The organism is Burkholderia lata, assembly GCF_000012945.1.
GTDB classification, from domain to species: Bacteria; Pseudomonadota; Gammaproteobacteria; order Burkholderiales; family Burkholderiaceae; genus Burkholderia; species Burkholderia lata.
In genome coordinates, this window is the sequence record NC_007509.1 from 375,172 (window position 1) to 388,458 (window position 13,287).

General features: G+C 66.1%; 9 protein-coding genes. 8 read left to right on the forward strand and 1 reads right to left on the reverse strand.

What is annotated here, in order from left to right:
- Positions 1-281: 281 nt before the first annotated feature.
- From BCEP18194_RS01540 to BCEP18194_RS01565, 6 genes are all read left to right on the forward strand, one after another.
- Positions 282-1,646: a DUF1329 domain-containing protein gene (locus BCEP18194_RS01540; protein ID WP_041492420.1), complete on the forward strand. Its 1,365-nt coding sequence runs from the start codon at positions 282-284 to the stop codon at positions 1,644-1,646.
- A 78-nt stretch (positions 1,647-1,724) separates the two neighbouring features.
- Entirely contained in the window at positions 1,725-3,566 is a 1,842-nt protein-coding gene (locus BCEP18194_RS01545; RefSeq protein WP_011349529.1) for a DUF1302 domain-containing protein, read from the forward strand.
- Positions 3,567-3,629: 63 nt separating this feature from the next.
- On the forward strand, positions 3,630-5,990 hold the full coding sequence (locus BCEP18194_RS01550) for an efflux RND transporter permease subunit (protein ID WP_011349530.1): 2,361 nt from the start codon (positions 3,630-3,632) through the stop codon (positions 5,988-5,990).
- A gap of 29 nt (positions 5,991-6,019) precedes the next feature.
- Positions 6,020-6,985, forward strand: coding sequence for a WD40/YVTN/BNR-like repeat-containing protein (locus BCEP18194_RS01555; RefSeq protein WP_011349531.1), 966 nt, complete (start codon positions 6,020-6,022; stop codon positions 6,983-6,985).
- 65 nt (positions 6,986-7,050) lie between these two features.
- On the forward strand, positions 7,051-8,439 hold the full coding sequence (locus BCEP18194_RS01560; protein WP_425266310.1) for an FAD-dependent oxidoreductase: 1,389 nt from the start codon (positions 7,051-7,053) through the stop codon (positions 8,437-8,439).
- A 76-nt stretch (positions 8,440-8,515) separates the two neighbouring features.
- Positions 8,516-9,178, forward strand: a complete 663-nt coding sequence (locus BCEP18194_RS01565; protein ID WP_208860690.1) for a TetR/AcrR family transcriptional regulator — start codon at positions 8,516-8,518, stop codon at positions 9,176-9,178.
- A 37-nt stretch (positions 9,179-9,215) separates the two neighbouring features.
- On the opposite strand, the gene BCEP18194_RS01570 is transcribed toward BCEP18194_RS01565, so the two are convergent.
- On the reverse strand, positions 9,216-10,469 hold the full coding sequence (locus tag BCEP18194_RS01570) for a PucR family transcriptional regulator (RefSeq protein WP_050781531.1): 1,254 nt from the start codon (positions 10,467-10,469) through the stop codon (positions 9,216-9,218).
- A 140-nt stretch (positions 10,470-10,609) separates the two neighbouring features.
- On the opposite strand from BCEP18194_RS01570, the gene BCEP18194_RS01575 reads away from it, so the two are divergent.
- Positions 10,610-12,136 (forward strand): flavin-containing monooxygenase, encoded by a 1,527-nt coding sequence (locus tag BCEP18194_RS01575; RefSeq protein WP_011349535.1) that lies wholly within the window; start codon positions 10,610-10,612, stop codon positions 12,134-12,136.
- 2 nt (positions 12,137-12,138) lie between these two features.
- Positions 12,139-13,095, forward strand: coding sequence for an alpha/beta fold hydrolase (locus BCEP18194_RS01580; RefSeq protein ID WP_011349536.1), 957 nt, complete (start codon positions 12,139-12,141; stop codon positions 13,093-13,095).
- The last annotated feature ends 192 nt before the right edge of the window (positions 13,096-13,287 follow it).

Here is a 13,287-nt window from a genome sequence, read left to right on the forward strand (position 1 = left end):
CTGAGGCTGGTTCAGCCGGATGCGGCGAGCCCCGAACCGGCGATGGAAGGGGCACGCAGGGCATGCAGCATGTGTGACGGAAGAGCATTCAATATATTTCGTATTACTTACAACATGGCGCGCGTCGGCGAAAGGAATGCCGAGCGCTTCGCGGTCGCGGAAGTCCCGCGACGGCTGGCCGGAAAACGGCGCGTTCGCCGCGAGAAATCGCAACGAAACGAACGCCAGCTGCCCGACGGCCACACAACCGGTGAATGAAAGCTGAGTCTCGGAAGGAGAGCATGATGAAGAAGCACACGATCGGAACCGTGTCCGCAATCGCGGCGGCGTTGTTGATGATGGCCGGCAGTGCGATGGCCGACGACCTCACCGCGGTGGGGGCCGAACGCGGCGCGAGCAAGGACGGATCCATTCCTGCCTTTGCCGGCAGGCAGGAGCCGCAGTCGGGCTGGGAATACGGCAAGACGCGCGGCGATTTCTGGAAGCACCGGAGCGAGAAGCCGCTTTACTCGATCGATGCCGCGAACGTCGACAAGTACGCAAGCATGCTGTCGCCCGGCCAGATCGCGTTGATCAAGCAGCGCAAGGGCTACCGGATGGATGTCTATCCGTCGCACCGCGAGTGCCAGCTGCCGGAGTTCGCCGAGCAGAACACGAAGACCAACCTCACGGCCGCGAAGCTCGCGTCGGACGGCGAGACGCTCGAGGCGGCGGTCCTGCCCGGCGTGCCGTTTCCCCAGCCGAAGACCGGCGCCGAAGCGATCCTGAACTACGAGAACCGCTATCGCGGCATCGGCATCGAATGGCCGCTGGACGTCACGACCATCTCGCCGCGTCCGGGCGGCGGCGAATGGATCGACGGGATCGGCCCGCAGGTCTTCTACTTCCCGTCGGGCAAGACGGGCAAGAGCGGGCCGAAGGATGTCGACCAGCTCAGCCTGGCCGCGTACTTCTCGGCCACCTCGCCGGCCGCGCTTGCCGGGCAGGCCTTCGTGCAGCGCCAGTATTTCAACAAGGATTCGGAAACCTACTACTACTTTCCGGGCCAGCGCCGCGTGAGACGCATGCCGGCCTATACGCACGATGCTCCGCTGATCGGCTTCGAGAACCAGTACCTGATCGACGAAGCCAACATGTTCAACGGCTCGATCGACCGGTTCAACTGGAAGCTGGTCGGCAAGCGCGACATGCTCGTTCCGTATAACGCGTTCGGCATGTACAAGTTCAAGAGCAAGCTGCACGACGTCGCGACGCCCGACGGCATCGCGTCGGCGAACCGGCGCTACGAGATGCATCGCGTGTGGGTCGTCGAGGCGACGGTCAAGCCGAGCGCGCGCCACGTCGCATCGAAGAAGGTGTTCTACCTGGACGAGGACAGCTGGCTTGCGCTCATCGGCGAGGACTACGACGCGCAGGGCAAGCTGTGGAAGGTGCGCGAGAGCTACCCGATTCCGGTCTGGGAGCTGGGCGGCACCTGCGACAACGAGCCGATGGCGCAATACGACCTCCTGAACGGGCGCTACGTGATGGATTCGTCGACGATCGGCCAGGGCAAGGACATCCGCTGGTACCAGGAGATCAACGATCCGCGCTTCAAGTCCGATTTCTTCACGGCGGAATCGCTGAGATCGGTCAGCGAACGCTGATTGCCATAGACATATAAAAAAATGAATCCGACGTGCGCGCTCGCGCCGTCGGCATCCGGTCTGGAGATGGGTGGGACGATGAAAGCAAGCAACATAGTTAGGCATACTACGGTGTCGATTGCCATGCTGGGTGCGGCGACGTCGACTGCGTACGGCTACGAGTTCACGCTCGGGGACGGCAGCGTCCAGGGATCGTGGGTGTCCAATCTCACCGCGGGCGGCGGAATCCGGACCAAGAGTCCGAGCTGTTCGCTGACCGGCGATCCGAACGCGTACGGGTGCGGCGCGGCCGCCAATACGAACCAGTGGGGCTACGGCGACGAAGGCGACCTGAACTACCGCAAGGGCCAGCCGTTCAGCACCTACGTGAGCGCGACCAGCGAGCTGTTGCTGAAGATGCCGAGCGAAGGGCTCAAGTTCATGGTGCGCGGCACGGGGATGTATGACTTCCTCGCCGGGAGAACGGCCAGAACGCCGCTGTCGAGCACGGCTGCCGCGCAGGTCGTGTACAACGCGCAGCTGCTCGATCTGTGGGCGCAGAAGGATTTCACGATCAACGGGCACAGCGCACACGTTCGGCTCGGCAACCAGGTGATCAACTGGGGCGAGAGCATGTTCGCGCAGAGCGGCATCAACGCGACCAACTCGCTCGACACGCAGAAACTGCTGATTCCCGGTTCGCAGCTCAAGCAGGCGCTGCTGCCGGCGCCGATGCTGAGCCTTGCCGCCGATCTGTCCCACGGTTTCAGTACCGAGGCCTATTACCAGTTCCAGTGGAACGGCAACCGCATCCCGCCGGTCGGGTCGTACTGGTCGCTGGCGAACGTCGTCGGCCGCGGTGCGGAACCGTTCACGATCAACGCGAACAACCCCAACCTGGTCGGGCCGGGCGTGGGCACGATCGCCAATGCGATCGGCGGCGGGGCCGCGGCCGGCAACCAGGATACGCTGAACGCGATCAAGAACGGGCTCGTGAACGGCGCGTTCGCCGGGCCGCCATTCAACGACCTCGGCATTCCGGTCTCGACGCAGTTGCCCGCGAAATACCGGCCGCAGTTCGGCGTGAAGTTCAATTATTCGCCGCGCTCGTTCGATGCGAACTTCGCGTTCTACTACCTGAACTACACGGATAAATCACCGGTGCTGTCGACGCTCGCGAACGGCACCGCGCAGTGGTCGTATCTGCAAAACCGCCAGCTGTTCGGCGCGAGCGCGAACTTCGGCATCGGGCCGTGGGCAATCGGCACCGAGCTGTCGTACCGGCCGCGCGATGCGGTCGCGCTATCGAGCTGCTACGGCGCGGGCGGCCCGACCGACCTGATCACGAACGGCGTGCAAGGCGTCAACTGCCAGCAGTGGGCGGACAAGAAGAAGCTTCAGCTCGACGTGAACGGGCTGCTCGCGCTGACGCGCAGCGAGTATCCGTTCCTGAAGCTGATCGCCGCGGATTCCGCGACGCTGACCTGGGAACTCACGTGGATCTACTACCCGGGCCTCGGTTCGGACGTCACGCGCACGGTGGGCGGGCAGCCGGTCACGCAGGTGCCGGCCGCCGGCTATTTCCCGTGGCTGAACAACAACTCGGGGCTCGGCTACCCGATCACGCAGGGGCAAGGCACGTCGAGCTCGGTGGGCGCGACGATCGACTTCAACTGGACCTATGACGGCTCGCTGATTCCCGGCTGGCAGGTCACGCCGGGCGTGACGTTCAGCACGGGCCTGTACGGCTATACGCCGACCTTCACGGCCAACTACATGCAGGGCGCGAAGTCGGTCAACGTCTACGTGCTGTTCAACCAGAATCCGCCGACGTGGCAGGCGGGCATCAACTTCGCGGCGTTCTTCGGCGGCCATCAGTCGGTGGGGAATCCGTACGCGGACCGCAATTTCATCGGTGTGTTCGCCACCCGGAACTTCTGACGGGTTCAAGCGGAAGCGGGCGCGCGTGTCGCGCATCGCCGGAAAACATGAAGGGGTCATGCAGTGCTTAATCGTCTGGTCAGCCGCCTTGAAAGGCTTTTCTTCGGTCATCGCGCGATCGTGCTCGCGGCGATCGGCCTGTTCACCGTCGCGATGGCCGTGTTCGCGATGCAACTGCGCATGGATGCCGGCTTCGAGAAACAGATGCCGATCGGCCACGAGTACATCCGCACGTTCCAGCAATACCGGAACGACCTGCTCGGTGCGAACCGGATCACCGTCGTCGTGCGCGCGAAGCACGGTTCGATCTGGACGCCGGACGGCCTGACGCGGCTGTACAAGGTCACGCAGGCGGTGACCTACCTGCCGAACGTCGACCGGATCGGCGTGCGGTCGCTGTGGACGTCGAACGCGTTCGTCAACGAGATCACCGACGAGGGTTTTCGCGCGGAGCCGATCATCTCCGGCACGATCACGCCGGATCAGCTGACACCGGAGATCGTCGAGAAGATCCGCCGCGCGACGACGCTCGGCGGCTATGTCGGCACGCTCGTGTCGCACGGCGAGGACAGCGCGATGATCACGGCCGAGCTGAACGAGCGGGACAGCGCGGGCAAGGTGCTCGACTACGTCGCGTTCAATCACCTGCTGGAACAGAAGATCCGCCAGCCGTTCGAGGATGCCGGTTACGACGTGCAGATCATCGGCTTCGCGAAGCAGATCGGCGACATCGCCGACGGCGCGAAGGGCGTGCTCGGCTTCTGCGCGATCGCGCTGTTGCTGACCGCGCTCGCGGTGTACTGGTACTGCCATTCGGTTCGCTTCACGGTGCTGCTGATTCTCTGCTCGCTGACGTCGCTGGTCTGGCAGTTCGGCACGCTGAAGCTGCTCGGTTTCGGCCTCGACCCGCTCGCGGTGCTGGTGCCGTTCCTGGTGTTCGCGATCGGCGTGTCGCACGGCGTGCAGCAGGTGAACTTCATCGTGCGCGAGATTTCGCACGGGCACAGCTCGTATGAAGCGGCGCGGCGCAGTTTCAGCGGGCTGCTGATTCCGGGCGTGCTGGCGCTGATCACCGCGTTCGTGTCGTTCATCACGCTGTTGCTGATCCCGATTCCGATGGTGCGCGAGCTCGCGATCACCGCATCGCTCGGCGTGGCGTACAAGATCGTGACGAACCTGATCCTGCTGCCGGTGGCGGCATCGTGCTTCAACTTCACGAAGCGCTATGCGGACAGCGCGCTCAAGCGCGGCGAGCGGCGCTCGGCATGGCTGCGCCCGCTGGCGCGCATCGCGCAGCCGAAGTACGCGGGTGCAACCGTCGCGCTGACGCTGGTCGTGTTCGCGCTGGCCGCGTGGCAAAGCCGCGACCGCGTGATCGGCACGCTGCAGCCCGGTGCGCCGGAGCTGCGCGCGGATGCGCGTTTCAACCGCGACGCGACGGCGATCGCCGGCAACTACGACATGGGCCTCGACTGGCTGACGGTGGCGATCGAGTCGACGGGCAAGGCCTGCGACAACCCGGCGGTCGGCCTGTACGAAGACGACTTCGCGGCCGCGATGCGCACCGAGCCGGGCGTGGTGTCGGTGCAGTCGTACTCGGGCATGCTGCGCGCGTACAACCAGGGCTACAACGAAGACTATCCGAAGATGAACGTGGTGCCGATCGACCCGGAGAACTACGGCGCGGTGTCGGTCGACGTCGGCCGCGTGAAGGGCTTCATGGAGGCCGATTGCACGATGTCGGCGGTGCACCTGTTCCTGACCGACCACAAGGCCACGACGATCAACCGGATTCTCGACGACGTGAAGCAGTACCGCGCGTCGCATCCGTTCCCCGGCATCACCGTGCGTCTTGCCGCCGGCAACGCGGGCGTGCTGGCGGCCACCAACGAGGAAGTCGCGGACAGCGAGCTGCCGATGATGCTGTACGTGTACGGCGCGATCCTGATCCTCGTGTTCCTCGCGTACCGCAACTGGCGCGCGATGATCGCCTGCTGCGCGCCGCTGTCGGTTGCGACCTTCATCGGCTACTGGTTCATGAAGGAGCTGCAGATCGGGCTGACGGTCGCGACGCTGCCGGTGATGGTGCTGGCCGTCGGGATCGGCGTCGATTACGCGTTCTACATCTACAACCGGCTGCAGGTGCATCTCGCGAGCGGGCAGACGATCGTGAAGGCGGTGCAGCACGCGCTGCTCGAAGTCGGCGTCGCGACGATCTTCACGGCGATCACGCTCGCGATCGGCGTGGCGACGTGGAGCTTCTCCGCGCTGAAATTCCAGGCCGACATGGGCAAGCTGCTGGCGTTCATGTTCCTCGTCAACCTGCTGATGGCGATGACGGCGCTGCCCGCGCTGGCCTCGGTGCTGGAGCGTCGGTTCCCGCGCCGCAAGCCGGCCCGTGCGCCGGGGCTCTTCAGCCACTGACGCCCGCCCACTTTCATGGAGATCTCCAGATGATCAAGACACTCGTTGCCTGTATCGGGCTGTGCGCCGCCGCAGCCGCGTTCGCGCAATCCCGCGGAACGGTCGCGGAATGGGCCGCGAAGCCGGCGCACGCATGGCCCGCGCCGACGCACATGATGCTGACCGACGCGACGCGTGCCGGCTCGCGGGTCGTCGCCGTCGGCGATCACGGCATCGTGGTGCTGTCCGACGACGACGGCAAGACCTGGCGGCAGGCGCGGCGCGTGCCGGTTGCCGCGACGCTGTCGGCCGTCGCGTTCGCCGATGCGCAGCACGGCTGGGCCGTGGGCCAGTGGGGGACGATACTCGCGACCGACGACGGCGGCGAAACCTGGACGACACAGCGCCTCGACACGTCGGTCGACCAGCCGCTGTTCTCCGTGCTGTTCACGTCGCCGCAGGACGGGTTCGCGGTCGGCCTGTGGTCGCTGATGCTGCAAACCCATGACGGCGGCAAGACCTGGGCGAAGGTGACGCTGCCGAAGCCGCCGGGCGGCGGCAAGGCGGACCGCAATCTCTATCACGCGTTCGGCGACCGGAAGGGCGCGCTCTACATCTCGGCGGAACAGGGCACGGTGCTGAAGTCGACCGACGGCGGCGCGAACTGGCGCTACCTGCAGACGGGCGGCAAGGGTTCGCTGTGGACCGGCGTGGCGCTTCCGGACGGCCGCGTGGTGGTGGGCGGCCTGCTCGGCAGCCTGTACCAGAGCATCGACGGTGGCGAGCGCTGGACCGCCGTCGACAGTCGCACGCGGAGTTCGATCACCGACCTGGTGGCGGCAGGCGACGGCCTGATCGGCGTCGGGCTCGATGGCCTGGTGTTGAAGCAGCCCGCGGGGGCGGCGCCGGTCGAGGTCGCGCAGCGCCCGGATCGCGCAACGCTGACCGCCGCGCTGCCGGCCAGGGGCGGCACGCCGATGCTGTTCTCGCAGGACGGCGTGTTGACGTCACGCTGAGGGCGACCCGAGATGAGCGGTATCCCTGTTGGCGGCACGAAATGAAGGAGGCACACATGAGCAATATGCAGTACGGGATTCAGGATGATTCGACCGGCCAGGCAATGCGCTTCGACACGGCGCAGGCCGACCGTGCGTTGCGAACCTACCGGCCTATCGGCGGATGGATCGAGCGGCCGGACGATTTGCAGCCGCAGCTGGAGGGCGACGTTCACGCGGACGTGATCGTCGTCGGCGCCGGCTTCGCGGGCCTGTCCACCGCACTGGAGCTGACCGCGCGCGGCGCCAGCGTCGTCGTGATCGAGCGCGAGTTCGCGGGCTTCGGCGCGAGCGGGCGCAACGCGGGTTATCTCGCGGGCGGGCAGGGGCTCGAATACGACCTGTTCGTGAAGCGCGTGGGGCGCGAGCAGGCGAAACGGATCGTCGGCTTTTACGACGAAGGCGTCGCCTACGTCGAACGCAAGCTGGTCGAGCACGGAATCGATTGCGACTATCGTGCGTCGGGGATCATTCGCGCCAGTGTGCATCCGTCGCAGGAGAAGCGCTTGCGTGAGGACATGGAGACCGGCATCGCGCTGGGTTCGCCCGCGCAGTTTCTCGATGGCGCGGCAATGCGTGCGCGTGGCATTCCACCGGCGTTCCTGTTCGGTTGTCACTTCCCGGGCGGCGGTACGCTCGACCCCGGCAAGTATGTGCTGGGCCTGCGACGCGCGGCCCTCGTCGCGGGCGTACGGCTCTACGAGAACACCGCATTGCTCGACTTCGACGCGAACGAAACCGTGCGGATCCGGACGGCGCGCGGCAGTGCGAGCGCGCCGGTCCTGGTGCTCGCCACCAATGCGTATACGCCGCAACTCGGCCTGCTCGGCAACAAGGTGATGCCGCTGCGCGTGTCGGCCCTCGAAACCGGGCCGCTGTCCGATGCGCAACTGGCGGCGCTGGGCTGGCCGAATCGCGAGGGCATCGTGACGCCACACTTCACGATGGAGAGCCACCGGCTCACCGCGCGCAATACGCTGTTGCTGACGACCAAGCGGCTGGATTATGTCTACGGTTCGCGGACGCCGAACGTGCCGGACGACGCAGCGTATCGCGCGCTGCTGGCGACGCTGCACGCGCGTTTCCCGCAACTGGGCGACGTGCCGGTGCGGGCATGCTGGAGCGGCTACATTTCGGTCGCCAGCGATGCGCTGCCGGTGGTCGGCGCGACCGGTGCGCACGGCAACGTGTTCTACACGGCCGGATGCTCGGGGCATGGGGTCGGCACGCAGTCGCTGATCGGGCAGGTGCTGGCCAACCGGATCAGCGGAGCGGAGTCGCCACTCCTCGACGCGCTGACGCACCGGACGCCCGCGATGCCGCCGGAGCCGCTACGCTGGTGCGCGATCAAGGCGGTGCTGGGCATGGCGAACCTGATGGACGAAAGGGTGAACCGTCACGCGCGGCGCGGGTAGGGATGCGGGCCGCCCTGGACACGATGCAATGCGCGCCGGGACGGACTGCCGGAACGCCACGCTTACGACGAACACGATGACCGATACCAAAGCGCACCACGGCGGCAGAAGCCGCCGCACGCCGAACGCCGCTTCGACCGGCAGCGATCTCGACGGCTTGCGGGCGCAGGGCCTGCGCACGCGCAACACGATCGTTCGGGTCGCGCGGGAGCTGCTGCTGGAGGGTGGCCCGCTGACGTTCTCGCAGCGAGCGGTCGCGGCCGGCGCCGGCATCAGCGTGAGCAACCTGCAGTATTACTTCCCGACCCGGCTAGCCGTGTTGCGGGCCGTGATCGAACCGGTCATCGAGGCGTATCTCGGCGAGCTGAAGGGCTTGATCGACAGCGATGCATCGCCGGACGACGTCATCGAACGCGTGCTGGCACGCTCGCTGCGCGACGCGAAGGATGCGCAATACGTCGCGCTGTTCCGGCATTTCCTGTCGTTCGCTGCGATCGACCCCGAATGCCTGAAGCTGTTCGACGACTGGTACGGCACGCTGACGCGCGAGGTTGCGAAGCTGTTGCGCACCGTCAATCCGGCGTTCGACGCGGCCGACAGCCTGCACGTTGCGACGCTGTTGATTGCGATGGCCGACGGCCTGACGTTGCAAACCGGAACCGCGCGATTGACGCAGCGGCTCGATGCGATGTTCATGGAGATAGCGCGTTGCCTCATCTACGACAGGCAACGCGACTAGGGAAACAACCTGCCGCTAACGCATGCGATGGTGCCGCTCAATTCGGATCGCTGGCGATCCAGTGCAGCACTTCCAGCGCGGCCGCGACGTGCAGGCGCTGCTGCGCGAGCGGGCGCGGCAGCAACGACTCGGCGCGCTCGAGCCGGCGCAGCAGCGTGTTGCGGTGGACGTGGGTTTTCTCGGCTGCGTCGGTCACGCTGCAGCCTTCCGCGAGAAACGCGCGCAGCGCGTCGCGCAGCGACTTGTCGGCGCTGGCCAGGTTGCCCAGCGTGTTGGTCACGAACTGCTGGAGGGATTCCATATGATTGGTCATCAGCGCGATCAGGCTCATGCTGTCCGCATGCACCACGCCGACGCCGGCGTGCAGCCTGCCGAGCAGCCGTTGTGTCGCGAGTGCGTCCAGGTGGCCGTGGCGGAATCCTTCCATGCCGCTCCCGGCGGTCGCGACAGCCATGTGCACGCCGGGCAGCGCGTTGATCGCACGCTGCAGCGAAGGCATGTCGAGCGGTTTGCCGTCGTGATACGTCCAGACCCACAGCGTGGCCGTGTTCGCGACGACGACCAGGGCATTGCGCGTGCCCGCACATTGCGCCAGCGCATCGGCCGCCCGCTCCAGCAACCCCAGTTCGATATCCGCTTCCTCGCTCCAGACGATTGCGGCGTGATGGCGTTGCTCCAGCGTGTAGCCCAGCCGCCGGCTGGCTTCCTGCGCGCCGATGGTCGTCCCTTCGACGATCTGCGTGACCAGTTCGCGGCGATCGGCGTGCGTGCCGCGCAACCGCGCTTCACGCTCGGCGCGCATGAATTCGGCCATGCCGACCATGTTGGTGTCGATGAAGGCCGCGATCGAACGCGACGATACGGCCAGAAACTCGCGCAGCTCGACCGGGTCCTGCGTCAGCGTAAACGCGAGGTCCATCCAGCGTTGCCACACCACGCTCTGCGACGAACGGGCGGCGACGAACACGAGGTCGGTGAGGCCGCGGCGCACCAGTTCCTGCGCACTGCTTAGCATATCTGCCGAAAGAAAGCGGGACACCGGCGCGCAAGGGTTCTCCAGGTTGGCGGTGGCCCAGTGGATCAGCCCGTTGCGGTTGATTCGCCGCACGGCCGCGGCGAGCACGGGGTCGCTCATCGTCGGGCTGGTCGCGACGTTTTCCTTGTCGAGTTCCTGCAGCCATTCCGTCTGTACATTCAGTGCGATTTCGGCACCCTGGCGCATCAGTTCCCGGATGCGTGGCGAAGGCAACGGCCAGGTCGGCAGGGCGGTGGGAGCGGGGGGCTGGGACATGATGGAGTGCTATCCAAATGAAGAGGTGCAAGTTGCACTCATTGTATTCGCATACGGTGCATTCGACACCTTGTTCGACCCGATTCGGTTGATGAAAATGACGACACATAGCGCATTTCGACGCAAACAGGAGACACGCCGTGACCGTACATACTCTTCCGTCCACTGAGCACGTGGATGTGCTCATCGTCGGCGCCGGCCTGTCCGGGATCGGTGTCGCTCGTCAACTCGAGACGGACCGTCCCGGCACGTCATACATCATCCTGGAAGCGCGCGGCGCGACCGGCGGCACGTGGGACCTGTTCCGTTATCCGGGCATCCGCTCCGACTCGGACATGCATACCTACGGCTACGGCTTCAAGCCGTGGGCGAACAAGAAGGCGATCGCCGGTGCGGACGCGATTCTGTCGTACCTGAGAGAGACGGCCACCGAATACGGGATCGACCGTCACATCCGCACGAATCACAAGGTGATCCACGCAAGCTGGTCGAGTGCGCAGGCGCTGTGGAGCGTCGACGTCGAGCGCGTCGATACGGGTGAACGCAAGACGATCCAGGCCAGGTGGTTCTTCAGCGCCGCCGGGTTCTATCACCACGACGAAGGCCATACGCCGAAGCTCGACGGGATCGAGCAGTTCTCCGGCCCGGTGGTTCACCCGCAGCACTGGCCGGAAGATCTCGACTACGGCGGCAAGCGCGTGGTGGTGATCGGCAGCGGTGCCACTGCCGTCACGCTGTTGCCGGCGATGGCCGGGAAAGCCCGGCACGTCACGATGCTGCAACGCACGCCGACCTACGTGGTGAGCCTGCCGTCGGAAGACATCATCGCCAATACGCTGCGCAAGGTGATGCCGCACACGTGGGCGTACGCACTCGTGCGGCGCAAGAACATCGCGATCGCCCGCTTCATCTGGCACTTCTGCCGCACGCGGCCGAAGACGGCGCGGCGCCTGATCCGTTTCATGACCAAGCGCCAGCTGCCGAAGGGCTATCCGGTCGACGTCCACTTCAACCCGCCGTACAACCCGTGGGACCAGCGTCTGTGCGCGGTGCCGGACGGCGATCTCTTCAAGTCGATCCGTGACGGCCACGCGTCGGTCGTGACCGACCGCATCAAGACCTTCACGGAAACGGGCATCGTGCTGGAATCCGGGCAGACGTTGCCGGCCGACATCATCGTCACGGCGACGGGGCTCAACATCCGGTTTTTCGGCGGGATCAAGCTGACGGTCGACGGCGAACCGGTGGATCTCCACAGCAAGGTGGCCTTCAAGGGGATGATGCTCAGCGGCGTGCCGAATTTCGCGTTCTCCATCGGTTATACGAATTCGTCGTGGACGCTGAAGGTCGGGCTGCTGGCCGAGCATTTCTGCCGCGTGCTCGCGCACATGGAGCGCGGCGGCCTCGCGACCTGCGTGCCTGAATTGCCCGCGGCCGACATGCCGACGCGCCCGCTGCTCGATTTCGGCGCCGGCTACGTGCAGCGCGCGATCGGGAGCCTGCCGCGCCAGGGCCCCGGTGTCCCGTGGGTCATGTCGATGGACTATCACCTCGATGTCGAAATCTTGCGGCACGGTTCGGTCGAAGATCCGTGCCTGCGCTTCCGGCGCGCGGCGGCAGCCGGCGGCACGGATCGCGTCGAGCCACGTCGCGCTGTCGGAGCCTGATCATGACGATTCACACGATGGAAGCAAGCCAGGACGCATTCTGCGACCTGCCGGGCGGCGTGCGTCTCTGCTATCGCATCTACGGGCCCGTCCACGGCGAGCCGTTGCTGCTGATCGCGGGCATGACGCTGCAATTGACCTTCTGGCCACCGGCGCTGATCGACGCGCTGATTCAATGCGGTTATCGCGTGATCGTGTTCGACAATCGCGACGTCGGCCGCTCGTCGCGCATCCCGCGGCCGGGGCCGAGCGTGCTTCGCCAATTCCTGCGCTGGCCCGTCAAGGACGGCTATGACCTGGAAGACATGGCGCAGGACACGATCGGCCTGCTCGACAGCCTGCAGTTGAAGCGCGCACACGTCGTCGGCATGTCGATGGGCGGCATGATCGGGCAGGTGCTCGCCGCGCGCTATCCGCAGCGCGTGCTGTCGCTGACTTCCATCATCTCCACGACCGGCGCACGCAAGGTCGGCCAGCCGGCCATGTCGAGCATGCTGATGCTGACCGCGCCGCCGCCGCGCACGCGCGAAGCGGCGGTGGAGCAGTACAGCCGCATCATGGCCCACATCGGCACGCAGGCGTATCCGGCGGACGACGCCGCACGACGCGCGTACGCGGCCCACGCGTGGGATCGCGGCCAGCAGGCGCGCGACCACGAGAGCACGACCCGCCAGATCGGCGCGATCATCAAGTCGGGAGACCGGACCGACGAAATCCGCCGGATCCAGGCACCGACGCTGGTCGTGCACGGCGATCGCGACCTGCTGGTCGCGCCGAGCGGTGGCATCGCGACTGCTGCGGCGATCCCGGGCGCGGACATGGTCACGGTGCGCGGCATGGGGCATGACATCCCCGACGGTGTGGTGCCGCTGCTGACGAGCCTGATCGACGGCCATATCCGGCGCCGTGCGACACGCGCTGCCGCGGAACCCGTGCGCACCGGCAGGCACATTGCGTGAGCCGGGTCGCCTGCGGCACGCGACGGGCGCGTGGCATCGAGCGTGACGTCAAGGCGTGGGGCTCGCGTAATTGCCGGCCGCCGAGCCGACCGCAGGCGCGTGAATCGCGTGAATCGCGTGAATCGCGTGAAGACCAGCAACATTCTGCAAGACGCTCGTCGTGATGCGACGTAACCGCACGATCGACGAGCA